Source organism: Streptomyces durhamensis (assembly GCF_000725475.1).
Taxonomy (GTDB): domain Bacteria; phylum Actinomycetota; class Actinomycetes; order Streptomycetales; family Streptomycetaceae; genus Streptomyces; species Streptomyces filipinensis.
In genome coordinates this window covers 76,891-103,125 of the sequence record NZ_JNXR01000012.1, presented here as the reverse complement: position 1 = coordinate 103,125, position 26,235 = coordinate 76,891, and the positions used below count along the sequence as shown (strand labels likewise).

Here is a 26,235-nt window from a genome sequence, read left to right as displayed (position 1 = left end):
TCACCCGTTAGGACGTGCAAGACCCGCGTCCTACGGGGAGCCGGAATGATCGAAACGCCGTCCCTGGTGGACCAGTACTGCCACGGAGTGCTCCGCACGGAACTGGGCCTCGGCACCTTCGAGGCCCAGCTCGCCCGCACCGAGGGCCCGCCCGCGCCCGGCACCACCCTCTTCGACACCCAGACGGGCTTCGCCGTACGGCGCTGGTGCCCGCCCCTGCTCGGCCTGGAACCGCACTGCCCGCCCGCCCGCTATCTGGCCCGGCGCCGCGAACTGGGCGTACTGGAGGCCGGCCGCAGGCTGCTGCGCGGCAGCGGCATCACCACGTACCTGGTCGACACCGGCCTGCCCGGCGACCTCACCGGCCCCGCCGAGATGGCCTGCGACGGAGACGCCCAGGCCCGCGAGATCGTCCGGCTGGAGCTGCTCGCCGAGCAGGTCGCCGACACCTCCGGCACCGTCGAGTCCTTCCTCGCCAACCTCGCCGAGTCCGTGCACGGCGCCGCCGCGAACGCCGTCGCCTTCACCTCCGTCGCCGGCCTGCGCCACGGCCTGGCCCTCGCCCCCGAGCCACCGGGGCCGGGGGAGGTACGGGGCGCGGCGGGCCGCTGGCTGGCCGGGCGGCGGGTCGGCGGGACACTCACCGATCCCGTGCTGCTCCGGCACCTGCTGTGGAACGCGGTCGCCTCCGGCCTGCCCCTGCAACTGCACGCCGGGCTGGGCGAGCCGGGCTCCCGCATCGACCGCACCGACCCCGTGCTGCTCACCGACTTCGTGCGGGCCACGGCCGGCCTCGGCACCGACCTGATCCTCCTGCACGGCTATCCGTACCACCGCCACGCCGCCCACCTGGCCGGGGTCTTCCCGCACGTCTACACCGACTCCGGTGCGGCCCTCGTGCGCACCGGCGCCCGCGCGGCCCCGGTCCTCGCCGAGATCCTGGAGCTGGCGCCCTTCGGCAAGATCCTCTTCTCCACCGGCGCGCACGGCCTGCCCGAGCTGCACGTCGTCGGCGCCCACCTCTTCCGCGAGGCCCTGGCCCGGATCCTGGGCACCTGGGTGGCCGACGGCGCCTGGTCCCTGGAGGACGCCCAGCGGGTGGCCCGGATGGTCGCGGCGGACAACGCGCGCCGGGTTTACGGCCTGGGGTGAGCTGTCCAGACTGGGCGGATGCAGACCGAGAAGCTCCTCGCCCGCTTTGTCCGCGACCTGTCGGACCTCGGACCCCGCGCCGTCTGGGCGCACGGCTCCCTGGCCGGCGGGGACTACCGGGAGGGCCGCAGCGACCTGGACCTGATCGCCGTCCTGCCGGGGCCGGTGGACCTGCGGACGGTGCGGCGGGTGGCGGGCCTGCACCGCCGCCTGCGGGCCGAACCGCTCGCCGCGAAGCTCCACTGCAGCTATCTCGCCCCGGCCGCCCTGGACGACCCGGACCGCGCGCATCTCACCTGGGCGCACGCGCGGGTGATGCGCCGCCCCGTCACCCCCGTCACCCGGCGCGAGCTGCACGACTTCGGCCGGGTGCTGCACGGCGAGCCTCCCGGCGGCCTGCTCCCTCCGGTGCCCGACCGGCAGCTCGACGCCTTCGTCGTCCGGGACCAGCGCGACTACTGGCGGCCGGCGGTCGACAGGGCGCGGCTGTGGCGGCAGGACGTGTGGGTCGACCTGGGGCTGCTGACCTTCGCCCGCGCCACCGTGACCCTGCGCGACGGGCGGCTGATCTCCAAGGGGGAGGCACTGACCGAGCTCGCCTCGCTCGGAGCTCCCGCCGAGATCGTCGACGACATCACCCGCCGGCGCTACGACGGCGCGTCCGCACCGGCCGCACCGGACTGGCCGGCCCGCCGCGCCGAGCTGACCCGCGCCTACCTGGGGCCCGCGATCGACGCGCTGGTCAGCACGTACGGCTGACGCGTCGGCTCACGCGCGGGTGCCGACCGTCACCTCGGCGGAAGGGCCCGGCAGGTCCACGGCGGCTTCCGGGCGCTCCCGCAAGGACAGAAGGACGCGCAGAGCCCAGATCCACATCACGCAGGAGCCGAGCATGTGCACGGCGACCAGGGCCTCCGGGAGATGCGTGAAGTACTGGACGTACCCCACCACCCCCTGGCACAGCAGCACGACGAACAGCTCCCGGGTCCGCGACAGCGGACCCCTGGGGGCGTCCACCGCCTTCAGGACGAACCACAGCGCGAACGTCAGCGTCACCACGATCCAGGCCAGCACCGCGTGCATCTTGGCCACGGTCTCCCAGTCGACGGGGATCCGCTTGACGTCGCTGGAGTCGCCCGCGTGCGGCCCGGCTCCCGTGACCACCGTGCCGGCCACGATCAGCAGCAGGGACGCGGCCACCAGGAACCACACGAGCTGCTGTACGGCCTTGCCGACCAGCGGCCGGGGAGCGCCGTCGCCCTCGCGGGTGCGCTGCCACATCACCGCGGCGACCGCCACGAGAGCCGTCGCCGACAGGAAGTGGACCGCGACGGTGTACGGATTGAGGCCCACGAGCACCACGATGCCGCCGATGACCGCGTTGCTCATCACGAGCCAGAACTGGGCCCAGCCCAGCCGGGTCAGGCTGCGCCGGTACGGCTTCGCGGAGCGGGCGGCGATGATCGCCCAGCCGACCGCGGCGCACAGCACGTACGTCAGCATGCGATTGCCGAACTCGATGGCGCTGTGATAGCTCAGCGCCTGGGTCGGGGTCAGCGAGCCGTCGGTGCACTCGGGCCAGGTCGGGCAGCCGAGGCCCGAGGCGGTCAGCCGGACCACACCGCCGGTGACGACGATGACCACCGACATGACGAGCGCGGCGAGGGCCGCCCGCTGGACGGTCCGGGGCTCCGGGGTCCAGCGGTCGGCGATGAAGGCGAGCGGGTTGCGCAGGGCCGCTACGGCATCGGCGCGGTTCAGCTTTGGCACGCGCACCATCGTAGGCCGCCGCTTGTGCATGCGTTCACGAGGGGCCCGGTCCCGCGCTGTCGTCCTGCTCACTCCCAGCGGAAGAACTTCCCGGCCGCGGCCAGCCCGACGACCGCCCACGCGGCGAGGACACCCAGGTCGCCCCACGGCATCCCGGCGCCGTGCTGGAGGACGTCCCGCAGGCCGTCCGACAGCGCGGAGATGGGCAGCAGGCCGAGCACGTGCTGTGCGGCCGGGCCGAACTTCTCCAGCGGCACGATGACGCCGCCGCCGACGAGCAGCAGCAGGAAGACCAGGTTGGCGGCGGCCAGCGTCGCCTCCGCCTTCAGCGTGCCCGCCATCAGCAGACCGAGCCCGGAGAAGGCGGCCGTACCGAGGACCAGCAGGAGCAGGACCGCGGCGGGGTTGCCGTGCGGGGACCAGCCGAGCGCGAAGGCGATCACCGTCAGCAGGAGCACCTGCAGAACCTCCGTGACCAGCACGGACGCCGTCTTGGCGGTCATCAGGCCCCAGCGGGGCAGTGGTGAGGAGGCGAGCCGCTTGAGCACGCCGTAGCGGCGCTCGAAGCCGGTCGCGATGGCCTGCCCGGTGAACGCCGTCGACATCACGGCCAGCGCCAGGATGCCGGGGGCCAGGAAGTCCACCGCCGCGCCCTTGCCGGTGTCGACGATGTCCACGGAGCTGAACAGCACCAGCAGCAGCGTCGGGATGACGACCGTCAGCAGCAGCTGCTCGCCGTTGCGCAGCAGCATCTTCGTCTCCAGCGCCGCCTGCGCCGCGATCATGCGGGGGAGCGGCGCCGCGCCGGGCTTCGGGGCGTAGGCACCCGTGGCGGTGGTCATGAACGCAGCTCCTTGCCTGTCAGCTCCAAGCTGTGTCCTTCCGGGGGGCGACCCCCGGACCCCCGGCCGGTCTCGGTGCGGGACGGGATCATGAGCGCAGCTCCTTGCCTGTCAGCTCCAAAAAGACGTCCTCCAGGGTGTGCCGCTCCACCGAGATCCGGTCCGGCATCACGCCGTGCTGGGCACACCACGAGGTCACGGTGGCCAGCAGCTGCGGGTCGACCTTGCCGACGACCCGGTAGCTGCCCGGGGTCAGCTCGGCGGCCGTGCAGTCGGCGGGGAGCGCCTTCAGCAGGGAGCCCACGTCGAGGCCGGGGCGGCCGGTGAAGCGCAGGGTGTTCTCGGCGCCGCCCTTGCACAGCCCCTCCGGGGAGCCCTGGGCGATGACCCGGCCGCCGTCGATGATCGCCACGTCGTCGGCGAGCTGCTCGGCCTCTTCCATGTAGTGCGTGGTGAGGATCACCGAGACACCGTCGGCGCGCAGGTCCTTCACCAGGTCCCAGGTGGCCCGGCGGGCCTGCGGGTCCAGGCCTGCCGTCGGCTCGTCCAGGAAGACCAGCTCCGGGCGTCCCACGACGGCCATGGCGAGCGCGAGCCGCTGCTGCTGGCCGCCGGACAGCCGCCGGTAGCCGGTCCGCCCGCAGCTGCCCAGCCCCAGCCGCTCGATCAGCGCGTCCACGTCCAGGGGGTGCGCGTGCAGCCTGGCGACGTGCCGGAGCATCTCGTCGGCGCGGGCTCCGGAGTACACCCCGCCGGACTGGAGCATCACACCGATACGGGGACGCAGCTCGGCGGACTGGCGCACCGGGTCGAGACCCAGGACGCGCACCGTGCCGGAATCCGGCTTCCGGTACCCCTCGCAGGTCTCGACCGTGGTCGTCTTCCCCGCCCCGTTGGGACCGAGGACGGCGGTCACGCCCGCCCCGGCCACCAGGTCGAGGCCGTCCACCGCGGTCTTCGTGCCGTACCGCTTCACCAGGGCCTGGACCTCGATCAGCGGGTGCGACGCGAAGCGTCCCGGTGAGGGGCGGTGGTCGGGAGACGGGCGGGCGGGCTCACTGCGCATGAACCCAGAGTCTAGGGAGACCGCCGGCCGATCAGGCGCGGGGGTGGGGGAACTCCTCCGCACGGGGCCGGTGCAGTGGAAGCCACCGCTCCGCGTAGGCCACGGCGTCCGCCACCGGGAAGAGCCGTACGTCCGCCGCGCCCACCTTCGCGCGCACGACGGGCCGGTCCCGTTCGAAGTCGTGGCCCAGCTCGTCGAACCGGTCCGAGGTGATCGACACCTCCGTCACCGTCTCCCAGCCGCCGGGCCCGGGCCGCCCCACCCCCACCAGCGGCCCGGGTATGCGGTACTCGGCGAGGTGGAAGCTGGTGCAGGCGTCGTAGCCCGCGCCGAGCAGCAGCACCCGGGCGCCCAGCTGCTCCAGCCGGGACAGCGGGCTCCGCTCGCCGAGGCGGCAGTCGGGCGCGTGGCCCTCGGTGATGTCACGGGCGCGCGGACCGAGCGCGGCGAACGAGGTCTGCGGATGGGCGCTGCGCAGCGCCCCGGGCCAGGTGCGCACGGTCTCCGGGAGCACACCGACCCCCCGGGCGGGGGTGACCAGCGGGTCGTAGGCGGGCATCGTGGCGCGGATCCGGTCCCACCACTCCTCGGGCACGGGCGGGTTCCCCCACACGGCCGGGTCGGACAGGTCCGCGGACTGGGTCGGGACGACCAGCGTGCCCGTCGGGCCGAGGGCGTCGAGAAGTCCCTGGACGACCGCGACGGCGCCTCCGTTGACCCAGCCGAGGGAGCTGAGGGAGGCGTGGACGAGGAGGATCTCGCCGGGCTCGACACCCAGCGCGCGCAGCTGGGTGGCGACGGTGTCCCGGGAGACAAGAGGGCCGGTCGGAGGGGGTGTGGGCATGGTCCGGGAGTCTCCTCCGCGGGCCTCCGCGATGCCACCCGATTACGTGCCGGATGATCGATCAAAGATCGTTTTCGCAGGTCAGATTAGGTATGCCTAAGTGACGCAGGGCACCGCTCGATGATCCGAACGGCGCTTGTCAGGTTCTGCGGAATTACGCAACAATGGCGTTGTGAAAAACGTCGGCGAGGCTCGGGAGACCCCCCTGGGGGCCCCGCAGGAGGAACTCGCGACCGGTGAGCGCTCCACGCGCAACCGCGTCGCGCGCTCCATCCTGGACCACGGCCCGTCGACCGTCGCCGATCTCGCCGGCCGGCTGGGACTGACCCAGGCGGCCGTCCGTCGTCACCTGGACGCACTGGTCGCCGACGACGTCGTGGAGGCGCGCGAGCAGCGGGTCTACGGCACGCGCACGCGCGGCCGCCCCGCCAAGGTCTTCGCGCTGACCGACTGCGGCCGGGACGCCTTCGACCAGTCGTACGACAAGCTCGCCGTGGACGCGCTCCGCTGGATCGCCGAGCAGGGGGGCGGCCCCGAGGCGGTCGCCGCCTTCGCCCGCGCCCGGATCGCCGCCCAGGCGAGCGCGTACCGCAAGGCGATCGAGGCCGTGACGCCCGACAAGCGCGCCGAAGCACTGGCCAAGGCCTTGAGCGTCGACGGGTACGCTGCAACGGCGCGCAGCGCACCGGTCGGCGAGCAGCTGTGCCAGCACCACTGCCCGGTCGCCCATGTCGCCGAGCAGTTCCCGCAGCTGTGCGAGGCGGAGACGGAGATCTTCGCGGAGCTGCTGGGTACCCATGTCCAGCGACTGGCGACCATCGCGCACGGCGACGGCGTCTGCACGACGTTCATCCCCAAGACATCCACCGACGCACCTGCAAGCACGGCCGGGAGGAACCCCGCATGACTCTCCCCACGGAGACTGCCCACCCCGAACTCGAGGGCCTGGGCAAGTACGAATACGGCTGGGCCGACTCCGACGTGGCCGGTGCCTCCGCCAGGCGCGGCCTGAACGAGGAGGTCGTCCGCGACATCTCCGGCAAGAAGTCGGAGCCGGAGTGGATGACCAAGCTGCGCCTGAAGGGCCTGAAGCTCTTCGAGAAGAAGCCGATGCCGAACTGGGGCTCCGACCTCTCGGGCATCGACTTCGACAACATCAAGTACTTCGTGCGCTCCACGGAGAAGCAGGCGGAGTCCTGGGAGGACCTGCCCGAGGACATCAAGAACACCTACGACAAGCTGGGTATCCCGGAGGCCGAGAAGCAGCGCCTGGTCGCCGGCGTCGCCGCCCAGTACGAGTCGGAGGTCGTCTACCACCAGATCCGCGAGGACCTGGAGGAGCAGGGCGTCATCTTCCTCGACACCGACACCGCCCTGAAGGAGCACCCGGAGCTCTTCAAGGAGTACTTCGGCACGGTCATCCCGGCCGGTGACAACAAGTTCGCCGCGCTGAACACCGCCGTGTGGTCCGGCGGCTCCTTCATCTACGTGCCCAAGGGCGTCCACGTCGAGATCCCGCTGCAGGCCTACTTCCGCATCAACACGGAGAACATGGGCCAGTTCGAGCGGACCCTGATCATCGTCGACGAGGGTGCCTACGTGCACTACGTCGAGGGCTGCACGGCCCCGATCTACAAGTCGGACTCGCTGCACAGCGCGGTCGTCGAGATCATCGTCAAGAAGAACGCCCGCTGCCGTTACACGACCATCCAGAACTGGTCGAACAACGTCTACAACCTGGTCACCAAGCGCGCCGTGGCCTACGAGGGCGCGACCATGGAGTGGATCGACGGCAACATCGGCTCCAAGGTGACGATGAAGTACCCGGCCGTCTACCTGATGGGCGAGCACGCCAAGGGCGAGACGCTGTCCATCGCCTTCGCGGGCGAGGGCCAGCACCAGGACGCCGGTTCGAAGATGGTCCACATGGCCCCGAACACCTCGTCCAACATCGTCTCCAAGTCGGTGGCGCGCGGCGGCGGCCGCACCTCGTACCGCGGCCTGGTCGAGATCGGCGAGGGTGCCCACGGCTCCAAGTCCAACGTGCTGTGCGACGCGCTGCTGGTCGACACCATCTCGCGCTCCGACACGTACCCCTACGTCGACGTCCGCGAGGACGACGTGTCCATGGGGCACGAGGCGACCGTCTCCAAGGTCTCCGAGGACCAGCTCTTCTACCTGATGAGCCGCGGCCTGACCGAGTTCGAGGCGATGGCGATGATCGTGCGCGGCTTCGTCGAGCCGATCGCCAAGGAGCTGCCCATGGAGTACGCGCTGGAGCTCAACCGGCTGATCGAGCTGCAGATGGAGGGCGCGGTCGGCTAGGACCGCCCCCATCGCCAGCAGACGTCTTACTCAGAAAGAGAGCACTACGACAGCCATGGCTGAGGCCCAGAACATCCCGGTGGGCTCCACCACCGCCGGCCAGATCGCGGTCGCCGCCGAGTCGACCGTCGTCTCGCGCATGAGCGCGCCCCCGTCCTTCGACGTGGCGGACTTCCCGGTCCCGCACGGTCGTGAGGAGGAATGGCGGTTCACCCCGCTGGAGCGGCTGCGCGGGCTGCACGACGGCACCGCGGTCGCCACCGGCGACGGCGTGAAGGTGGACGTCCAGGCCCCCGAGGGCGTCACCGTCGAGACCGTCGGCCGCGACGACGCCCGCATCGGCAGGGCCGGCACCCCGGTGGACCGCGTCGCCGCCCAGGCGTACTCCGCCTTCGAGCAGGCCGGCGTGGTCACCGTCCCCAAGGAGACGGTGCTCACCGAGCCGATCCGTATCGCCGTGCACGGCGCGGGCGGGGTCGCCTACGGCCACCAGGTGATCGAGCTGGGTGCCTTCGCCGAGGCCGTCGTCGTCATCGACCACACCGGTGACGCGGTGCTCGCCGCCAACGTCGACTACGTCCTGGGCGACGGCGCCAAGCTGACCGTCGTCTCCGTCCAGGACTGGGACGACAAGGCCGTGCACGTGGGCCAGCACAACGCGCTGATCGGCCGGGACGCCACCTTCAAGTCGTTCGTGGTCACCTTCGGCGGCGACCTCGTCCGCCTGCACCCGCGCGTCGCCTACGCCGGCACCGGCGGCGAGGCCGAGCTGTTCGGCCTGTACTTCACCGACGCCGGGCAGCACCAGGAGCACCGCCTGCTGGTCACCCACAACACCCCGCACTGTAAGTCGAACGTCGTCTACAAGGGCGCGCTCCAGGGCGACGACGCGCACGCGGTCTGGATCGGTGACGTGCTCATCGAGGCCAAGGCCGAGGGCACGGACACCTACGAGATGAACCGCAACCTGGTCCTCACGGACGGCGCGCGCGTCGACTCGGTGCCGAACCTGGAGATCGAGACCGGTGAGATCGTGGGCGCCGGCCACGCCTCCGCCACCGGCCGCTTCGACGACGAGCAGCTCTTCTACCTGATGGCGCGCGGCATCCCGGAGCACGAGGCCCGCCGCCTCGTGGTCCGCGGCTTCTTCGCCGAACTGGTCCAGCAGATCGGTGTCGCCGACATCGAGGAGCGCCTGCTCGCCAAGATCGAGCAGGAGCTGGAGGCTTCGGTCGCATGACCTTCGTACGCGCCTGCGGGCTGAGCGAGCTGGAGGAGGACACCCCGAAGCGGGTGGAACTCGACGGCACGCCGGTCTCGGTCGTCCGCACCGAGGGGGAGGTGTTCGCCATCTACGACATCTGCTCCCACGCGAACGTCTCGCTCTCCGAGGGCGAGGTGGAGGACTGCCAGATCGAGTGCTGGCTGCACGGCTCCTCCTTCGACCTGCGCACCGGCAAGCCGTCCGGCCTCCCGGCCACGCGCCCCGTCCCCGTATACCCCGTAAAGATCGAAGGGGACGACGTTCTCGTCTCCGTCACCCAGGAGTCCTGAGGCACCCATGGCAACGCTTGAAATCCGAGACCTGCACGTCACCGTCGAGGCCGACAACGCCACGAAGGAGATCCTCAAGGGCGTCGACCTCACCGTGAAGCAGGGCGAGACGCACGCCATCATGGGCCCCAACGGCTCGGGCAAGTCGACCCTCGCCTACTCGCTCGCGGGTCACCCGAAGTACACGATCACCAGCGGCACCGTGCTGCTCGACGGCGAGGACGTCCTGGAGATGTCCGTCGACGAGCGCGCCCGCGCGGGCCTGTTCCTGGCGATGCAGTACCCGGTCGAGGTCCCCGGCGTCTCGGTCTCCAACTTCCTGCGCACCTCCGCCACCGCCATCCGCGGCGAGGCCCCCAAGCTGCGCACCTGGGTGAAGGAGGTCAAGGAGGCCATGGAGCGCCTCAACATGGACCCGGCCTTCGCCGAGCGCAACGTCAACGAGGGCTTCTCCGGCGGTGAGAAGAAGCGCCACGAGATCCTTCAGCTGGAGCTGCTCAAGCCGAAGGTCGCGATCCTGGACGAGACCGACTCCGGCCTGGACGTCGACGCCCTCCGCATCGTCTCCGAGGGCGTCAACCGCGTCCGCGAGACCGGCGAGGTCGGCACCCTGCTGATCACGCACTACACGCGCATCCTGCGCTACATCAAGCCCGACCACGTCCACGTCTTCGCCGGCGGCCGCATCGTCGAGTCCGGCGGCCCCGAGCTCGCGGACAAGCTGGAGAACGAGGGCTACGAGGCATACGTGAAGGGTGGCGCATCCGCGTGACACAGCTGCCGGGCCTCCTCGACACCGAGGCGATCCGCAAGGACTTCCCCGTTCTGGACCGAGTCGTCCACGACGGCAAGAAGCTCGTGTACCTGGACAATGCGGCGACCTCGCAGAAGCCGCGCCAGGTACTGGACGCCCTGAGCGAGTACTACGAGCGCTACAACGCCAACGTCCACCGCGGTGTGCATGTGCTCGCCGAGGAGGCCACGGCGCTGTACGAGGGCGCGCGCGACAAGGTCGCCGCTTTCATCAACGCGCCCAGCCGCGACGAGGTGATCTTCACCAAGAACGCCTCCGAATCGCTGAACCTCGTGGCGAACATGCTCGGGTGGGCCGACGAGCCCTACCGGGTGGACCACGAGACCGAGATCGTCATCACGGAGATGGAGCACCACTCCAACATCGTGCCGTGGCAGCTGCTCGCGCAGCGCACGGGCGCGAAGCTGAAGTGGTTCGGCCTGACCGACGACGGCCGGCTCGACCTCTCCAACATCGACGAGATCATCACGGAGAAGACGAAGATCGTCTCCTTCGTGCTGGTGTCGAACATCCTGGGCACGGTCAACCCGGTCGAGGCGATAGTGCGCCGCGCGCAGGAAGTCGGCGCGCTGGTCTGCATCGACGCCTCCCAGGCCGCCCCGCACATGCCGCTGGACGTGCAGGCCCTGCAGGCCGACTTCGTGGCCTTCACCGGCCACAAGATGTGCGCCCCGACCGGCATCGGCGTCCTGTGGGGCCGCCAGGAGCTGCTGGAGGACCTGCCTCCGTTCCTGGGCGGCGGCGAGATGATCGAGACCGTCTCGATGCATTCCTCGACGTACGCCCCGGCTCCGCACAAGTTCGAGGCGGGCACGCCGCCGATCGCGCAGGCGGTCGGCCTGGGTGCGGCGATCGACTACCTCCAGTCGATCGGCATGGACAAGATCCTCGCCCATGAGCACGCGCTCACCGAGTACGCGGTGCAGAAGCTGAGCGAGGTCCCGGACCTGCGGATCATCGGCCCGACGACGGCCGAGGACCGCGGTGCGGCGATCTCCTTCACCCTCGGCGACATCCACCCGCACGACGTGGGCCAGGTTCTGGACGAGCAGGGCATCGCGGTCCGCGTCGGCCACCACTGCGCCCGCCCCGTCTGCCTCCGCTACGGAATTCCTGCGACCACGCGAGCGTCGTTCTATCTGTACTCCACGCCGGCCGAGATCGACGCACTGGTCGAGGGGCTGGAGCACGTACGGAACTTCTTCGGCTGAGAGGCGTGAGCTGACACAGTGAAGCTGGACTCGATGTACCAGGAAGTCATCCTGGACCACTACAAGAACCCGCACGGGCGTGGTCTTCGGGATGGCGACGCCGAGGTGCACCATGTGAACCCGACGTGCGGCGACGAGATCACCCTCCGCGTGAAGTACGACGGCACGAAGATCGCGGATGTCTCGTACGAGGGCCAGGGCTGCTCCATCAGCCAGGCCTCCGCCTCCGTGCTGAACGAGCTGCTGGTCGGCAAGGACCTGGCCGAGGCGCAGAAGATCCAGGAGACCTTCCTGGAGCTGATGCAGTCCAAGGGCAGGATCGAGCCGGACGACGCGATGGAGGACATCCTGGAGGACGCGGTCGCATTCGCCGGTGTCTCCAAGTACCCCGCGCGGGTCAAGTGCGCCCTCCTGAGCTGGATGGCGTGGAAGGACGCGACGGCCCAGGCGCTGGGTGGCGCCGACGCCGAAAGGAAGACGGCATGAGCGAGACCGCTGAGATGAAGCCGGCCTCGGAGGAAGAACTCCGCGAGGCGCTGTACGACGTCGTCGACCCCGAGCTGGGCATCGACGTCGTCAACCTCGGCCTGATCTACGGCATCCACATCGACGACGCGAACATCGCGACGATCGACATGACCCTGACCTCCGCGGCCTGCCCGCTGACGGACGTCATCGAGGACCAGGCCAAGTCCGCCACGGACGGCCTTGTCAACGAACTGCGCATCAACTGGGTCTGGATGCCCCCGTGGGGCCCCGACAAGATCACGGACGACGGTCGCGAGCAGCTTCGGGCGCTCGGCTTCAACGTCTGAGACAGAGCCTGCGAGAAGGGGCCGCGGCAGCACGCCGCGGCCCCTTCTCGTGTGCGCGGCCCCGGATGCGCGGGCGGGTGCGCCGCCGCGGTTGTGTACGACCGTACGCAACCGTTGTGTACGCTCGTACACATGGGATACCTGACACTCGCCGGCGCCATAGCCGCCGAGGTCGCCGCGACCACGGCGATGAAGTACAGCGAGGGGTTCAGCCGGTTCTGGCCCTCGCTCGTGACGGCTCTGGGCTACCTCGTCTCCTTCGCCCTGCTCGCCCAGACGCTGAAGACCGTCCAGATCGGCACCGCGTACGCGATCTGGGCCGGGGTGGGCACCGCGACCATCGCCGTCCTCGGCCTGCTGCTGTTCGGCGAGGGGCTGAGCGTCGCCAAGGTGGGCGGGATCCTGCTGATCATCGGGGGAGTGGTCGTGCTGAACCTGGGCGGGGCGAGCCACTGATGCCCCGCCGCTACGACCCCGACCGGCGCCGGCGCATCATCGACGCCGCGGTCCGCGTGGTCGGCCGGGACGGCATGGCCGGCCTGAGCCACCGCTCGGTCGCCGCCGAGGCCGACGTCCCGCTCGGCTCCACGACGTACCACTTCGCCACCCTGGAAGAGCTGATGGTGGCCGCGCTGCGGCAGGTGAACGAGAACTTCGCCAGGGTGCTGGCCGAGCGACTGCCCCCGGACGGCGACAGCGGGGACCTCGCCGCGGACCTCGCCGGGGCGCTCGGCGAGTGGCTCGGCGGCGACCGCACCGGCGTGGAGCTGGAGTACGAGCTGTATCTGGCGGCGCTGCGCCGGCCCGCGCTGCGCCCCGTCGCCGCCGAGTGGACCGAGGACGCGGCAGCGCTGCTGGCCCGGCGCACGGACCCGGTCACGGCCCGCGCCCTGCTCGCGCTGCTGGACGGGATCTGCCTCCAGGTGCTGCTGACCGGCGGTTCGTACGACGCGGAGTACGCCCGCGCCGCGCTGGCTCGGCTGATCCCCTGAAGGTGCGCCCGGCACGTGAGACGCGGTTCGCCCTCACGGCCCCGCTCACGTTAGGTTTTCTCCCATGACCGAGTCTGCTTCCCGTACCACCGGCGCCGTCGCCGCCGGCCTCGCCACCATCGCCTCCGACGGCACCGTCCTCGACACCTGGTTCCCGGCCCCCGAGCTGGTCGAGGAGCCCGGCCCGGCCGGCACCGAGCGGCTCACCGCCGAGCAGGCGGCGGAGCTGCTGGGCGGCGGCGCCACCGCGGCGACCGGCCCGGACGCCCGCCGGGGCGTCGAGGGGGTCGCGGTCCGTACGGTCATCGCCTCCCTCGACGAGAAGCCGCTCGACGCGCACGACGTCTATCTGCGCCTGCACCTGCTCTCGCACCGCCTGGTCAAGCCGCACGGCCAGAGCCTGGACGGCATCTTCGGCCACCTCGCCAACGTCGCCTGGACCTCGCTCGGCCCGGTCGCCGTGGACGACATCGAGAAGGTGCGGCTGAACGCCCGCGCCGAGGGCCTGCACCTCCAGGTCACCTCTATCGACAAGTTCCCGCGCATGACGGACTACGTCGCCCCCAAGGGCGTCCGCATCGCCGACGCCGACCGGGTCCGCCTCGGCGCGCACCTCGCCGAGGGCACCACGGTCATGCACGAGGGCTTCGTCAACTTCAACGCCGGCACGCTCGGCACCTCCATGGTCGAGGGCCGGATCTCCGCGGGCGTCGTGGTCGGCAACGGCTCCGACATCGGCGGCGGCGCCTCCACCATGGGCACCCTGTCCGGCGGCGGCAACGTGATCATCTCCATCGGCGAGCGCTGCCTGATCGGCGCCGAGGCGGGCGTCGGCATCGCGCTCGGCGACGAGTGCGTGGTCGAGGCCGGCCTCTACATCACCGCGGGCACCCGCATCACCATGCCCGACGGCCAGATCGTCAAGGCCCGCGAGCTCAACGGCGCCTCCAACATCCTCTTCCGCCGCAACTCGGTCAGCGGCAAGGTCGAGGCCCGCCCGAACAACGCGGTCTGGGGCGGCCTGAACGACATCCTGCACAGCCACAACTGACGCACGGCGGCCGTGACGTGCGGCCGCCTTTGTCCGTCAACGCCCTGACCTGCTGCCGAGCTGTCGGCGGCAGGTCTTGGGGGTCTGAGGGGCGGGCCGGGCTCGGCGAGGCCGCCCACTACGGGTGCTGGATCGTGCCGTCCGGCGAGATGTGGGCGGCGTGCGGGCCGAAGTCCTCCTCCGACACGCTGGAGACGAGGTCGATCGCCTCGCCGCCCGGCTCCGGCGTGCCGGGCTCCACGATCTGGGTCGGGCGCAGGCGCCCGGACACGTAGGTGCCGTCGGCGCGGAGGGTGACCTGCAGTACGCCGCTGGTGGAGAGCGTGCCGCCGAGGCCGAGCACCTTGTAGCCGGTGAAGTTGCCCAGGCTGTAGGCGATCAGCCGGCCCTTGTAGAACTCCATTCCCCGCATCACGTGCGGGCCGCTGCCCACGACCAGGTCGGCGCCCGCGTCGATCACCGCACGGCTGAAGCGGTAGCTGTCGCCGCGGTTCTCGCCGAGGAAGTACTCGGTGCCGGGTTCCACGTGGGTGCGGTCCGAGCCCTCCGCGCCGGCGTGCATCGTGACGATCACGAGGTCCGCCATCTTTGCCGCGCGGGCGGTGAGTCGTTGTGCGGCGGGGATGTCCGTGAGGTCGTTCGCCCCTTGGTCGGGAGCGAACCCGATGAGTGCGACCCGGATACCGTGTGTCCGCTGGATGGTGATCTGGCCCAGGCGGCCGGTGAACTGCAGGTTCATGGAGCGCAGGGCGGCGAACGTATCGCGCCGCCCCTCCGCCCCGAAGTCGTCGACGTGATTGTTCGCCATGTTCATGGCCGTGAACCCGGCCTCTTTGAGCCAGCGGCTGTAGGACGGCGGGGCGCGGAACGCGAAGCAGTTCGGGCCGTCGATGTCGTCGCACTTGCTGGAGCCGCCGGTGGTGAGCGTGCCCTCCAGGTTTCCGAGCACCACATCACCGGCGAGCAGATCCCTGACAGGGTCGAAGAAGGAGGCGCCGCCATCCGGCGGCAGGTCGTCCGGCAGCGAGCCCATCACGATGTCCCCCACGGCGGCGATCCGCACGTTGCCCATGGGGCGCGGCGCCGCCGGTGCACCGGACGCCGTGGTCCCCTTCGTCCGTAGGGGGGCCTGGGCGGGGCCGATGGAGGCTGCGCCCCCGGAGCCGGCGCGGAACACGAACGCCGCGGCGACCACCACACCGGTCCCGGCCAGGCCGAGGGCGAGCAGGCGGTGACGGCCCACCACCTTCTGCCGCTCGCGCCGCTGCCGAGGACGCTGTCTGCCGGATGTGATCATCGGTTCATGCTACGAAGCGGGTACCCCTCCTTCACGCAGGGTCGTCCACCGGCGTGTTCTCCGACGCCGCACCGTCCGCCCCGGCAGGACCGGTCAGCCGGGCAGGGTGGAGGCGAACTTGCGGAGCGCGGTGAAGTCGGCGTCGCGCAGGCCGGTCCCGGGATGCACGTGATGGAGCAGGGCCGGGCCCGGGTGGCGGGCCCTGACGTACCGCGTGTCCGCCGGGCTCTGCTCGTCGTCCACCCAGGCGAACGGGCGGTCCCCGGCGTGCGCCACGATCGCCTCCGTCTTCCAGTGCACACCGTCGGGGCGCTCGGCGAACAGGCCCCTGCCGAAGTCGACGTACGGCAGCTCGGGCAGGCCGACGACGGGGGCGATCCAGACGTTGGCCTCGGCCATCCAGCTCGTCGCCCAGCACAGGTCGTAGCCGAGCCCGAGCAGCGCCGGGCCGTGGGCCGGGTTCAGCCACACCCGCAGCGGACGCCGGGAGTCCAGCGGCACCAGGATCGTCGTATAGCCCTCGGGCCGGCCCTCCGGCTGGGCCGCGTACGGGTTGAGGGGGCCGTCGACGTCCAGGAACAGCAGAGGGCGGCTCACGGAGCCACCGTACGGCAGAGGGGACGGCGGGCCAGCCGGAAATTTCTTGCGGGGCGAGGCATAGCGTGCGCCCGGCCGGCGCGTCAGGAGGGGTGCAGGGCCCGGACACCGAGGGGCCCGGGGGAAAGAGAAGGTGACGATGGATGCCGAGGCGCAGGAGAGTTTTCGACAGTTCGTGGCCGGCAGATCCACGGCCCTGTTGAAGACGGCCGTCCTGCTGGCCGGCGGCGACCGGCACGCCGCCGAGGACCTGCTGCAGAACGCGCTGGTCAAGGCGGCCGGACGCTGGCAGCGGATCGACGAGCCGGAGGCCTACGTCCGGCGGATCCTGTACCGGCAGCAGATCAGCCGGTGGCGGCTGAAGTGGCGGCGGCGGGAGGTCATGGTCGCCGAGCCGCCGGAGAGCGGCGCCGGACACAGCCAGGACGCCTCGGGCGCCGCCGAGCTGCGGCTCGTGCTGCGCACGGCCCTGTCCCGGCTCACCGCCCGCCAGCGCACCGTGCTGGTGCTGCGCTACTTCGAGGACCTGCCCGAGGCCGACGTGGCCCGGCTCCTCGGCTGCTCCGTGGGCACCGTACGGTCCACCACCCACCGGTCCCTGGCCAGACTCCGTGAGCTGGCCCCCGAGTTGGCGGCGCTGGCTCCCCGGCAGCCCCGGCCGTCCCGTGACTTCTCGCCCGTGGAGGTGCGCCCGTGAACGTCGAGGAACTCGTGCGTGACGCGCTGCGCGAGCAGGCCGTACAGCAGCCGCCGGCGCCGGCGGGGTTCGCCGACCGGGTGCTCGGCGTCCGCCGGCGCCGCCGTACCCGCCGGCTGGCGTCCGTCGCCCTGGCCACCGCCGCCGTGGTCGCGATCGCCGTGGGCGTGCCGCTGCTGGATTCCGGCCACAAGAACCACGTACGGCCGGCCAGAACGGTGGGCTCCGGTGAGGTGCAGGCCCACCCGGACCAGTCGCCGCCGCGGGAGCTGATCGGCGCCGGGGACGCCGTACTGGCCGCCTACTACACGGCGAAGATCCAGCCGCAGACCGACAAGCGGGCCGTATCGGCGCGTACCTACTGGCTGCTCGACCCGAAGACCGGGAAGTACGAGAAGGACTCCCGCTGGTCCTTCGTCGCCGTCGCTCCGGGTCTGAGGACCGCCGCGGTGCTGGAGCGCGACCTGCCCGCCCACCGGATCGGCCTGCTCGACCTCGCGACGCGGAAGGTCGAGCGGTGGATCCCGGTCCGGCACGGGGTGGGTGGTCTCGCGTTCTCGTACGACGGCACCCGGCTCGTCGCGACGACGTACGACGAGAGCCCCGATCTGCGCGTCAGGGAGAAGCTGTTCCGCGGCAAAGGCAAGAGGGACGGGTGGATGTGGGGGGTCAGGTTCGGCGAGTCGAGCCGGTCCGGGTTCTACGACCTCGACGTGGCCTCCGGCGCCGGCTCCTGGAGCCCGGTCGCGTCCGGCCGCGACATCAACTCCCGCGCGGACTTCGCCTTCAGCCGTACCGGTGAACTGGTGTACGGGCAGCGCATCGGCGGGCGGGACGGCCTCCAGCAGTTCTACGACCTCAAGGGCGACAAGGTCGCCGCGCCCGCGGACGAGAAGTACCTGCGGTCGGACGTCCCCGCGCGGCTGTCCCCGACCGGCAGGCTCGCCGCCCTGGGCCTGACGAAGGAGGTCGGCGGCCATCCCGGCAGGTCCTACTCCTCCGTCCGTGATCCCCGCACGGGCAAGGAGATCACCAAGGTGCGCGGCGGCCATCTGCTCGCCTGGGCGGACGAGAAGCACCTCATCGCCTGGGAGCGGGTGACGAGCCTGGAGGAGGAGTACCGGCCCCAGCTCGTGCTGGTCACGATCGGCAGTGACAAGGTCGTACCGCTCAGCGGGGTCCAGGAGCCCGCCAAGCCCACCGACGTGGTGGAGCCCTGGGAGCCCGTCTTCGCCCGCCGCTGATCAGCCGGCGGTGAGCGCCTCGTACCGCGCCCACAGCCCGTCGGCCGCCTCCCGGCCGGCGGGCAGCAGCGGTGCGCGCACCGGGCCCGCGGGCCGGCCCAGCCGGGCGAGGAGCGCCTTGGCGGTGACCGTGCCCGGCAGGCCCGCGCCCATCATCGCCTCGATCAACGGCGTGGCCCGCAGCTGCCGTTCCGTCGCGCCTACGGTGTCGCCCGCGTCGAAGGCGTCGAGGATCGCGGTGATGTGGCCCGGCACGGCGTTCGCGACCGTGCTCACACAGCCCGCGGCGCCGACCGCGGACAGCGCGAGCACGTGTTCGTCGCAGCCCGCGTAGTACGCCAGGTCCGTGTGGGCCAGCACCTTCTGGGTTCCGAGGAAGTCGTACGAGCAGTCCTTGACGGCCACGATCCTCGGGTGCCCGGCGAGGCGGATCATGGTCTCCGGCTCGATCCGGGTGCCGGTGCGGCCCGGGATGTCGTACAGCATCACGGGCACGCCGCTCGCGTCGGCCACCGCCCGGAAGTGCGCCTCCACCGCTTCCTGCGGCGGCTTGCTGTAGTACGGCGCCACCACGAGCACCCCGTCGGCGCCCGCCTTCCCCGCCGCGAGCGCCAGCTCGACGGTGTGCCGGGTGTCGGCCGTCCCCACGCCCGCGACCAGGGACGCCCGGTCCCCGACCGCGTCCCGGACGGCCGCGACCAGCTCCGCCTTCTCGGTGTCCGTGGTGGTGGGGGACTCGCCGGTGGTGCCGCTCAGCACCAGGCCGTCGCAGCCCTCGGCCACCAGCCACGCGGCCAGCTCCCGGGCCCCGTCCAGGTCGAGGTCTCCCGCCTCGGTGAACGGCGTGATCATCGCGCAGAGGGTCCGGCCGAAGGGGCGACGGGTGGTGGTGCGGGTGCTCGTCATGGGAGTAGTCTCGGCGACCCGTTGGTGAAGCTCTACTTAATTCTTCTACGTTGTATTGGTAAGCGTTGCTGATGGGTTGGGGGGTGGCCGTAGTCGGTGTGTCCACTTCGGCTCCTCATGCGTCACTATGGCCGGAGGGTCACCTACGTCGTCAGTCATGGGAGGCACCATGAAGCTCGGCAAGGCACTGGCCACCGGAGTCGCCGAGGAGCGGCAGCCCGTGCGCGAGGAAGAGATCCCGGTTCCCGACAAGACCGTCCACGTCGAGCCGGCCGAACCGGCCCGCGAAGAGGTCCCGGCCGCCCGATGAGGCTGCGGCTCCCGGCGGAACGGCCGACGGAGCCGCCGACCGGATACAAGATCGCCCACCCGGTGCTGGCCCAGGACGGCACCCGGGCCGGGTTCACCGGAGTGTCGCTCGGTGGCGCGCTGCCCTACGGCGTGCTCGACGACGCCTCCTGTGTCTACGGCCGGCGGCACCGCCCGCCCGCGCGCCTGTGCGACTGCGGGTTCCACTGCGTCCATGAGCGGGGCGCCGCCGAGGCCATGCTGTGCACCGCCGAGCACCGGACGGCGCTCCTGCTGGAGGTCTCGGTGCTCGGCGCCTACATCCGCTTCGAGCGCGGCTTCCGCTATGCCCGGCAGCGGGTGCGCACGGCGACCGCCGGTCCGTGCGCGTGCGGTGCCACCGCCGTCGGCCTGGCCGACGCCGGCTGGGGCAGGCCGGGCTGGCTCGCCCTCGCCCCGGTCTGCGCCGGCTGTGTACGCGGCCGTACGTCCCTCTCGCTCGCCGGCTTCGCCCGGCTGGCCGGGGAGGGGCTGCGGGTGGGGGTGCGGGGTGGCGGTACGGGAGCCGCGTCCGCCGAGTCGGCGGACGCGGCGGAGCTGGGCGTGCCCGAACTCGTCGCCGAGGCCGCGCTGTTGCAGGCCCGCCTCGACTGGTTCCAGAGCCAACTCGCGCGGCTCGGCGAGCGGGGAAACGGGGGAGTGGGGCGGGGCTGACGGATTGGCGGGCCTCGGCCGGGGTACCCGCATCTGCGGTGGTCCGTGCGGGTGTGTGGCGTGCGGTGCGTTGTGGGGGTGGATGCCTGCGGCGGCCCGTGCGGGTGCGTTGTGGGCCAGGTCGCGCCTACGGTGGTTTGTGAGTCGGCGCCGCGCCGGGTGGTGTCCGTCCTCGGTCCGGCGCACTGTCTTCCCCGGGGCACCCGGCGTTTTCGCCGGCCGCTGCGGGCGGACACCACCCGCCGCGTCCCCTCCCGCCGTGTGCGGCCTCGGGGGCGTGGCGCGGACGTCGACGTGATCAGGGAAAGGGCACACCGATGAGGCACAGGATCCCGCACGGCTCGGGCGCCAAGGGGCCCGACGAGCTGCGGCAGCAGATCGAGCAGGCACGACACCAACTCGGGCACACCGTCGCCCAGTTGGTGGGTAAGGCGGATGTCGCCGAGCGGGCCCGGGTGCGGGCCGCCGACCTGAAGGACAAGGCCGGCGCCATGACCGTACAGCTGCGGGTGAGCGCCGCGCAGGCCGGACACGACATGCAGGGGCGGGCCGCCAAGGCCGGGCACGCGGTGCAGGGGCGGGCCGCGCAGGCTGGGCACGCGGTGCAGGGGCGGGCCGCGCAGGCCGGGCATGTGGTCCAGGGGCGGGCCGGGCGTGTGGGGCACGCCGTGGAGGAAGCCGTTCCGCAGCCGCTGCGCGGTGCGGTGCGCCGGGGTATGCGTCACCCGGGGCCGATCCTCGCCGTGGGTGTGCTGGGCGCGGCCGCGGTGACGGCCGGCATCGCCTGGCGCCGGATGCGTCACCACTGAAGGCGGCTTCGGGACCACCCTCTCACCGATTACTTTGTCTGTCTGGACAAAAAAAGTTTTCGGTGGGAGGGTGGACGCATGCTGGACGTGACCGTGATCGAGGACCCCGAGGCGGCGGCCGTGTCGCTGGACCCCGTGCGGGCCCGGCTGCTCGCCGAGCTGGCCGCCGAACCCGCCTCGGCGGCGATGCTGGCCGGCAAGGTCGGACTGCCCAGGCAGAAGGTGAACTACCACCTCAAGGCGCTGGAGCGGCACGGCCTGGTCGAGCTGGCCGGAGAGCGCCGCAAGGGCAACGTCACCGAGCGGCTGATGCGCGCCACCGCCGCTTCGTACGTCATCTCGCCCGCCGCCCTGCCCGCCGTACAGCCGGACCCGGACCGCTTCCGCGACCAGCTGTCCGCGCGCTGGCTGCTCGCGCTCGGCGCCCGCCTGGTGCGGGACGTCGGCGCGCTGATCTCCGGCGCGGCCAAGGCCCGCAAGCGACTGGCGACCTACGCCCTGGACGGCCAGGTCCGCTTCGCCTCCGCCGCCGACCGGGCGGCCTTCGTGCAGGAGCTGACGGCGGGCGTGAGCGCGCTGATCCGCAAGTACGACGCCCCGGATGTCGAGGACGGCCGCGACCACCGGATCGTCGTCGCCCTCCACCCCACGGTCAAGGACCAGCCCACCCCCGCACCGGATCAGTGAGCAGGAGCTCCGCCATGTCCAAGGAATTCGAGATCGTCCGCGAGTTCGAGGTCGACGTCCCTCCGGAGGAGGTCTGGGAGGCCGTCACCACCGGTACCGGTGGGTATCTGTGGCCGATGGACCCGCCGGAGCCCCGCGAAGGCGGCCGGGGGCCCTTCGGGTCGACGGTCACCGCCTGGGATCCGCCCCACCGCTACACCAACCGCAGCGAGGACGTCGGCTTCCCGGTCCAGTCGGTCAACCAGCTGGACTACACCATCGAGCCGCGCGAGGAGGGCCGCCGGGCCTGGGTCCGCTACGTCCACAGCGGCATTTTTACGGACGACTGGAACAACCAGTACGACGGTGCGAGCAAGCACACCAACTTCTATCTGCACACCCTGTGCGAGTACCTCACGCACTTCGCGCCCCGCCCGGTCACCTTCGCCCAGCTCGACGGGCCCGCGAGCTCGGCGACGGCGGGGGCGCTCGCCGCCGTCGGGCACGCCCTCGGGCTGGCGGACGACGCGGCCGCCGGGACGAAGGCGAGCGTCCGGGGACCCGGCGGGCGGACCCTGGACGCCGTGGTCGACTACCGGAACCCGTACTTCATCGGGCTGCGCACCGACAGCGCCCTCATCCGCTTCTTCGGCCGCGGTCACTGGGGCGCCCCGCTGGGCATCAGCGTGCACGACTTCGCGCCGGACGCCGATGCCCAGGTGAACGAGAGTGCCTGGCAGGGCTGGCTGAACGGCGTGTTCAGCCGGTCCTGAGCGCCCCGGTCACGGGCGGAAGCGCAGCACCTGCGGGTCGTGGTCGCTGATCTGGTCGTTGAACTCCGAGTTGACGTGCACGCTGTCGTAGTCGAAGTCGCAGCCGCGCCGGATCGCCGGGCTGATCAGGATCTGGTCCAGGACCTGCTGGTTGCCCTGGTAGTCGTAGGTGTAACGCTCGCTCCTGGGCAGCGACTTGATCGCCGACCACAGTTCGCCGTCACCCTCCAGGATCTTCGCGGTCTCGGAGAACTCGAAGTCGTTCATGTCGCCGAGCGTGATGACGTCCGCGTTCTTCTGGACGTCCAGGATGCTCTTGACGAACGCGTTCACCTCGGTCGCCTGGGCGTGGCGCTGGATCTCCGAGCTGCGCACCGGCGGCTGGTACTGGGACGTCAGGCCCTGGTCGCCGCCCTTGGAGTTGAGGTGGTTGGCGATCACGAACACGGTCTTGCCGCGGAAGACGAACTCGCCGGCCAGCGGCTTGCGGCTGTTGGCCCAGGCCGCGTTCGCCGGGTCGATCCGGCCCGGGGAGGCCGTCAGCTCGGCCTTGCCGTGCACCTTCGTGACGCCGACCGCCGTGGTGGAGTCGCCGCCCGCGCGGTCCACGAAGGACACCCGCTCGGGGTTGAACAGGAGCACCTGGCGGATGTTGCCGCCCGGCTCGCCGCCGTCCTGGTCGTTGACCGGGTTGATCGAGCGCCAGTCGTACTTCGGGCCGCCCGCCGCGACGATCGCGTCGATCAGCTTGTTCACGGTCTGGCTCGCGTCGACCGTGCCGTCGTCCTTGGCGCCGTTGTCGTCCTGGATCTCCTCCAGGGACACGATGTCCGGCGACTGGAGGTTGTTCACGATCGCGGCGGCGTGCTTGTCGAAGGTGGCGTCCGACGGGTCGAGGTTCTCGACGTTGTAGGTCGCGACCGCCAGCTCGCGGCTCGACTGCTTGCGCGTCGTCTCGCGCTCCAGGCCGCCGCTCTCGAGCGTGCCGAGCTTGCTCGCGACCAGCGTGTAGCCGCCGAACTGGTTGAAGTCCAGCGGGCCGGTGGTGGTGCCCTCCAGGGTGTCGCCGACGTTCGCCTTCGGGAAGTCGGCGGTCGCGCCCAGCGACTGGATCTGCAGCCGGCCGGTGTTCTGCGAGTCGTAGGAGCCGTAGACCGTGCCGCCGCGGCGGTTGCGGTGCTCCCACGGCTTCACGGTGACCCACAGCTCGCTGTACGGGTCGGTCGCGGTGACCACGCGGGTGTCGGCGACCTGGACGTTCATGCCCTCAAGGGACTCGTAGTAGTCCAGGGCGTACGTCGACGGGTCCAGGGCCAGGCCGTTGACGGAGCCGTTCGCCGCGGTGTCGCCCCCGGGGGCGTACTCGTCCGGCACGGAGTTCTCGTCGATCACGACCGGCGCCGGGACCGGGTTGCCGGTGGAGACGGTGGTGACCGTCGGCTTGGTGATCTCCGTCACCGACTGGTTGCCCGAGGAGGCGCCACCCGGGACGAACTCGGAGACCGTTCCGGTCACCGTCACCGAGTCGCCGGCGGCGACCTTCGGCGTGGAGCCGGTGAAGACGAAGACGCCCTCACTGGTGGCCGGGTCGTCGTCCGGGTTCGGGTCCTGGATCCAGAAGCCTTTGGAGGAGCCGTACGTGCGCGTGGCCGTGACGATGCCGGGCACGTCCGTCACCTTCTGCCCGGCGAACGGGGATATCCGGGTCGTGCCCTGGATGTCGTGGATGCGCACCGAGTCGGCGTGCGCGGGCGAGGTGAGGACGACGGCGGAAGCGGCGCTGCAGACGGCGGCGACGGTGAGCGCGGCGAGGCGCGCGGAAGACCTGCTCGGCAAGGGTTCCCTCCGGGGACATACGTGAACGCCGGGACGAGGGTGGAACGGGAGCGTGTGGGGGTCGTAGCCCTCCGTGACACGCATAGAGCCGAGTGAACAGTTGTCCCCCCAACTTCTACGCGCGTCAATCTCCTGCCTGGCGCCGGGAGTTGTCAAGGTTTCGGCCATGTACGACGGCTGACGGGGAGATGAACCGGGCGGCATGGGTGGAAATCCGTCTAGGCTGAGCGGCTGAGCCCGTTTCACGGTCCGAGGAGAACCAGCCGATGTCAGACAGCTCCCCCCTGCCGCCCGTACGGCTGCACCCCGAAGCGGAGCTGGCGCGGGCCGCGCTGTCCACGCCGTTGCTCTCCCGTGCCGCCCGCCTCGCCCGCTGGGCCGGACCCGACACCCGCGTGGACGCCGGCGGCGGACTGGCCGAGGACCAGCTTCCGGCCGCCGCCGAACTGCTCGGACTGAGCGGCGACGACGCCGCCGCGTACGCCAGTGAGGCCTGGCGGGTCGCCCTGGACGCCGGGCTGGTCGAGATCGTGGACGAGGAGGCCGGGACCGTCCGGGCCGGCGAGGAGCTGCAACTGCTCACCGCGGGTTCCCCGGCCGATGTGCTCGCCGTGTGGCTCGCCGCACTGGAGACCGTCGTCGCCGACGCGAGCGTCCCCGATCTGGACGACCTGGTCGACGCCCTGGACGAGGGCGGCGAGATCGATTTCTCGTCACTCGACTGGGACCCGGAGTCCGAGGCGGACTTCCTCGACGGCGTCCTCGGCAATCTCTATCTGCTGACGGTGAGTGAGGACGGCCCCGGCGAGGGTCCGGTTCCACTGCCCGCCCTGGCCGCCTCGATGCTGGTCCCCGACGACATGGGCGAGCCCACCAACGACGTCCTGGAGCAGGTCTCCGACGCGATGATGCGGCTCGACGACCAGTTCCGCGCCCTCGAACCGGTCGGGCTCGTGGAGTACCAGCCGGTCGACGAGGCCCTCATGGCCGACGCCGACGAGGAGCCCGCCGCGCCGGTGGACGACACCGACGTCTCCCGCTACGGCATGGTCCGGCTCACCCCGCTCGGTGTGTACGGGCTGCGGGCGCGGCTGCTGGAGGCCGGGTTCCAGGCGCCGGCCGTCGGTGAACTCGCCGACAAGGGCGCGGACGCGCTGCTCGACGGGACGGCGGGGTACGGGCAGGCGGCCGCCCGCGCCGAGACCGAGCGGTGGCTGGCGCGGCGGGAAGCCCTGGCCGCGGCAAGGGAGTTGCTGGCAGCGGCCCGTGGTGCCGACGCCGGCGCGCCGCTGCGCAGGCTGCGCTGTCAGCAGGCGCTGACCCTGGTGGGGGCGGAGGCGGAGCCGGCGCTGCGGGAGGTGCTGGACGATCCCGAGCTGGGCGGTCTGGCCCGGGTGTGGCTGAGCGAACGGGGGGCCGCGGGGGTCCCGGCGCCGTCCGAGGCGATGGTGTTCTGGCTGACCATCGACACGGTCGCCGCGCAGCTGGCCGCCGAGGGCAACTCCGAGGAGCTGCAGGCACTGGTGGAGGGGCTGGCGGCGCAGCACGGCGGGTTCTTCTCCGCGGCCTGGCGGGTCGAACACCCGGCCACCGCTGATGTGCTGGAGGCGATGGGGCGGCTGCACCCGGACAAGAAGGTGGCGAAAGAGGCGCGGAAGGCCGCGTTCAAGGCGCGGTCGCAGCAGGGCGGGTGAGGCGACGGGGGTGCGAGGGCGCGTCGAGGGGTGGGTCGCGGTACGGCGGGTGAGTTGATCGGGGTGCAGGGGCGCGTCGGGGTGTGGTCGCGGCGCGGTGGGTGAGTTGACGGGGGTGCTGGGTCGTGTCGGGGTGTGGTTGCGGCGCGGCGGGTGAGTTGCTGGGGTGCAGGGCAGCGGGGAGGCGCGGTCGCGGTACGGCGGGTGAGCCGACGGGAGTGCGGGGGCGCGTCGAGGTGTGGTCGCGGCGCTCGGTGGGGGTGCCGGGCCGCGGTGGG

General features: G+C 71.6%; 29 protein-coding genes. 21 read left to right on the top strand and 8 right to left on the bottom strand.

The window, feature by feature from the left end; translation table 11 throughout:
• The first annotated feature begins 45 nt into the window (after window positions 1-45).
• Window positions 46-1,152 (top strand): amidohydrolase family protein, encoded by a 1,107-nt coding sequence (locus IO33_RS0118185; protein WP_031166093.1) that lies wholly within the window; start codon window positions 46-48, stop codon window positions 1,150-1,152.
• Between the two features lie 18 nt (window positions 1,153-1,170).
• Window positions 1,171-1,911 carry a nucleotidyltransferase domain-containing protein gene (locus IO33_RS0118180; RefSeq protein ID WP_031166091.1) on the top strand — a complete coding sequence of 247 codons (741 nt, stop codon included), beginning with the start codon at window positions 1,171-1,173 and terminating at the stop codon, window positions 1,909-1,911.
• A gap of 9 nt (window positions 1,912-1,920) precedes the next feature.
• Here IO33_RS0118180 and IO33_RS0118175 read toward each other — a convergent pair whose 3' ends face one another.
• The 4 genes from IO33_RS0118175 to IO33_RS0118160 all read right to left on the bottom strand — a co-directional run bounded on the left by IO33_RS0118175 (window position 1,921) and on the right by IO33_RS0118160 (window position 5,674).
• The gene (locus IO33_RS0118175; RefSeq protein WP_031166089.1) at window positions 1,921-2,931 is read right to left on the bottom strand and encodes a COX15/CtaA family protein; all 1,011 of its coding nucleotides are present in this window, start codon (window positions 2,929-2,931) and stop codon (window positions 1,921-1,923) included.
• Window positions 2,932-2,990: 59 nt separating this feature from the next.
• On the bottom strand, window positions 2,991-3,764 hold the full coding sequence (locus IO33_RS0118170) for an ABC transporter permease (protein WP_031166087.1): 774 nt from the start codon (window positions 3,762-3,764) through the stop codon (window positions 2,991-2,993).
• 88 nt (window positions 3,765-3,852) lie between these two features.
• Window positions 3,853-4,830 carry an ABC transporter ATP-binding protein gene (locus tag IO33_RS0118165; protein ID WP_425347968.1) on the bottom strand — a complete coding sequence of 326 codons (978 nt, stop codon included), beginning with the start codon at window positions 4,828-4,830 and terminating at the stop codon, window positions 3,853-3,855.
• A gap of 31 nt (window positions 4,831-4,861) precedes the next feature.
• Window positions 4,862-5,674: an AAC(3) family N-acetyltransferase gene (locus tag IO33_RS0118160; protein ID WP_031166082.1), complete on the bottom strand. Its 813-nt coding sequence runs from the start codon at window positions 5,672-5,674 to the stop codon at window positions 4,862-4,864.
• A 172-nt stretch (window positions 5,675-5,846) separates the two neighbouring features.
• Between IO33_RS0118160 and IO33_RS0118155 the strand changes: the two genes are divergently transcribed.
• From IO33_RS0118155 to dapD, 11 genes are all read left to right on the top strand, one after another.
• Window positions 5,847-6,581, top strand: a complete 735-nt coding sequence (locus IO33_RS0118155) for a helix-turn-helix transcriptional regulator (RefSeq protein WP_031166080.1) — start codon at window positions 5,847-5,849, stop codon at window positions 6,579-6,581.
• Window positions 6,578-7,999, top strand: a complete 1,422-nt coding sequence (gene sufB, locus IO33_RS0118150; RefSeq protein ID WP_031166078.1) for a Fe-S cluster assembly protein SufB — start codon at window positions 6,578-6,580, stop codon at window positions 7,997-7,999. The genes IO33_RS0118155 and sufB overlap by 4 nt, the downstream gene beginning before the upstream one ends.
• Window positions 8,000-8,054: 55 nt before the next feature.
• On the top strand, window positions 8,055-9,239 hold the full coding sequence (gene sufD, locus IO33_RS0118145; protein WP_031166075.1) for a Fe-S cluster assembly protein SufD: 1,185 nt from the start codon (window positions 8,055-8,057) through the stop codon (window positions 9,237-9,239).
• On the top strand, window positions 9,236-9,553 hold the full coding sequence (locus tag IO33_RS0118140) for a non-heme iron oxygenase ferredoxin subunit (protein ID WP_031166073.1): 318 nt from the start codon (window positions 9,236-9,238) through the stop codon (window positions 9,551-9,553). Before sufD ends, IO33_RS0118140 begins: the two co-directional genes overlap by 4 nt.
• 7 nt (window positions 9,554-9,560) lie before the next feature.
• Window positions 9,561-10,325: a Fe-S cluster assembly ATPase SufC gene (gene sufC, locus IO33_RS0118135; RefSeq protein ID WP_031166070.1), complete on the top strand. Its 765-nt coding sequence runs from the start codon at window positions 9,561-9,563 to the stop codon at window positions 10,323-10,325.
• On the top strand, window positions 10,322-11,578 hold the full coding sequence (locus tag IO33_RS0118130) for a cysteine desulfurase (protein WP_031166068.1): 1,257 nt from the start codon (window positions 10,322-10,324) through the stop codon (window positions 11,576-11,578). The genes sufC and IO33_RS0118130 overlap by 4 nt, the downstream gene beginning before the upstream one ends.
• 18 nt (window positions 11,579-11,596) lie before the next feature.
• Window positions 11,597-12,064: a Fe-S cluster assembly sulfur transfer protein SufU gene (gene sufU, locus IO33_RS0118125; RefSeq protein ID WP_031166065.1), complete on the top strand. Its 468-nt coding sequence runs from the start codon at window positions 11,597-11,599 to the stop codon at window positions 12,062-12,064.
• Complete coding sequence (locus IO33_RS0118120; RefSeq protein WP_031166063.1) at window positions 12,061-12,393, top strand: metal-sulfur cluster assembly factor; 333 nt, start codon at window positions 12,061-12,063, stop codon at window positions 12,391-12,393. Before sufU ends, IO33_RS0118120 begins: the two co-directional genes overlap by 4 nt.
• 132 nt (window positions 12,394-12,525) lie before the next feature.
• Window positions 12,526-12,849: a DMT family transporter gene (locus tag IO33_RS0118115; RefSeq protein ID WP_031166060.1), complete on the top strand. Its 324-nt coding sequence runs from the start codon at window positions 12,526-12,528 to the stop codon at window positions 12,847-12,849.
• The gene (locus tag IO33_RS0118110) at window positions 12,849-13,385 is read left to right on the top strand and encodes a TetR/AcrR family transcriptional regulator (RefSeq protein WP_031166057.1); all 537 of its coding nucleotides are present in this window, start codon (window positions 12,849-12,851) and stop codon (window positions 13,383-13,385) included. Before IO33_RS0118115 ends, IO33_RS0118110 begins: the two co-directional genes overlap by 1 nt.
• Before the next feature lie 64 nt (window positions 13,386-13,449).
• A complete protein-coding gene (gene dapD / locus IO33_RS0118105; RefSeq protein ID WP_031166054.1) occupies window positions 13,450-14,436 on the top strand; it encodes a 2,3,4,5-tetrahydropyridine-2,6-dicarboxylate N-succinyltransferase in 987 nt (328 codons plus the stop codon).
• A 118-nt stretch (window positions 14,437-14,554) separates the two neighbouring features.
• Here dapD and IO33_RS0118100 read toward each other — a convergent pair whose 3' ends face one another.
• Together IO33_RS0118100 and IO33_RS0118095 are read right to left on the bottom strand one after the other, a co-directional pair.
• Complete coding sequence (locus IO33_RS0118100) at window positions 14,555-15,733, bottom strand: CapA family protein (RefSeq protein ID WP_051926840.1); 1,179 nt, start codon at window positions 15,731-15,733, stop codon at window positions 14,555-14,557.
• A 93-nt stretch (window positions 15,734-15,826) separates the two neighbouring features.
• Window positions 15,827-16,330: a hypothetical protein gene (locus IO33_RS0118095; RefSeq protein ID WP_037685631.1), complete on the bottom strand. Its 504-nt coding sequence runs from the start codon at window positions 16,328-16,330 to the stop codon at window positions 15,827-15,829.
• A 139-nt stretch (window positions 16,331-16,469) separates the two neighbouring features.
• Between IO33_RS0118095 and IO33_RS0118090 the strand changes: the two genes are divergently transcribed.
• A complete protein-coding gene (locus IO33_RS0118090; protein WP_031166048.1) occupies window positions 16,470-17,027 on the top strand; it encodes a SigE family RNA polymerase sigma factor in 558 nt (185 codons plus the stop codon).
• Window positions 17,024-18,271 (top strand): YncE family protein, encoded by a 1,248-nt coding sequence (locus IO33_RS0118085; RefSeq protein ID WP_031166046.1) that lies wholly within the window; start codon window positions 17,024-17,026, stop codon window positions 18,269-18,271. The genes IO33_RS0118090 and IO33_RS0118085 overlap by 4 nt, the downstream gene beginning before the upstream one ends.
• On the opposite strand, the gene dapA is transcribed toward IO33_RS0118085, so the two are convergent.
• Entirely contained in the window at window positions 18,272-19,177 is a 906-nt protein-coding gene (gene dapA / locus IO33_RS0118080) for a 4-hydroxy-tetrahydrodipicolinate synthase (protein WP_031166043.1), read from the bottom strand.
• A 157-nt stretch (window positions 19,178-19,334) separates the two neighbouring features.
• On the opposite strand from dapA, the gene IO33_RS51225 reads away from it, so the two are divergent.
• The 5 genes from IO33_RS51225 (at window position 19,335) to IO33_RS0118055 (ending at window position 22,427) form a co-directional block, all read left to right on the top strand.
• Window positions 19,335-19,487, top strand: coding sequence for a hypothetical protein (locus tag IO33_RS51225; RefSeq protein WP_167349456.1), 153 nt, complete (start codon window positions 19,335-19,337; stop codon window positions 19,485-19,487).
• The gene (locus IO33_RS0118070; RefSeq protein WP_031166040.1) at window positions 19,484-20,179 is read left to right on the top strand and encodes a hypothetical protein; all 696 of its coding nucleotides are present in this window, start codon (window positions 19,484-19,486) and stop codon (window positions 20,177-20,179) included. Before IO33_RS51225 ends, IO33_RS0118070 begins: the two co-directional genes overlap by 4 nt.
• Before the next feature lie 317 nt (window positions 20,180-20,496).
• On the top strand, window positions 20,497-20,988 hold the full coding sequence (locus IO33_RS0118065; protein WP_031166038.1) for a DUF3618 domain-containing protein: 492 nt from the start codon (window positions 20,497-20,499) through the stop codon (window positions 20,986-20,988).
• Window positions 20,989-21,066: 78 nt separating this feature from the next.
• Window positions 21,067-21,675 carry an ArsR/SmtB family transcription factor gene (locus IO33_RS0118060; RefSeq protein ID WP_031166035.1) on the top strand — a complete coding sequence of 203 codons (609 nt, stop codon included), beginning with the start codon at window positions 21,067-21,069 and terminating at the stop codon, window positions 21,673-21,675.
• A 14-nt stretch (window positions 21,676-21,689) separates the two neighbouring features.
• The gene (locus IO33_RS0118055; RefSeq protein WP_031166033.1) at window positions 21,690-22,427 is read left to right on the top strand and encodes an SRPBCC family protein; all 738 of its coding nucleotides are present in this window, start codon (window positions 21,690-21,692) and stop codon (window positions 22,425-22,427) included.
• Between the two features lie 9 nt (window positions 22,428-22,436).
• On the opposite strand, the gene IO33_RS0118050 is transcribed toward IO33_RS0118055, so the two are convergent.
• The gene (locus IO33_RS0118050; protein WP_031166031.1) at window positions 22,437-24,263 is read right to left on the bottom strand and encodes an endonuclease/exonuclease/phosphatase family protein; all 1,827 of its coding nucleotides are present in this window, start codon (window positions 24,261-24,263) and stop codon (window positions 22,437-22,439) included.
• A gap of 266 nt (window positions 24,264-24,529) precedes the next feature.
• On the opposite strand from IO33_RS0118050, the gene IO33_RS0118045 reads away from it, so the two are divergent.
• Window positions 24,530-25,957, top strand: coding sequence for a hypothetical protein (locus tag IO33_RS0118045; RefSeq protein WP_031166028.1), 1,428 nt, complete (start codon window positions 24,530-24,532; stop codon window positions 25,955-25,957).
• Window positions 25,958-26,235: the final 278 nt, after the last annotated feature.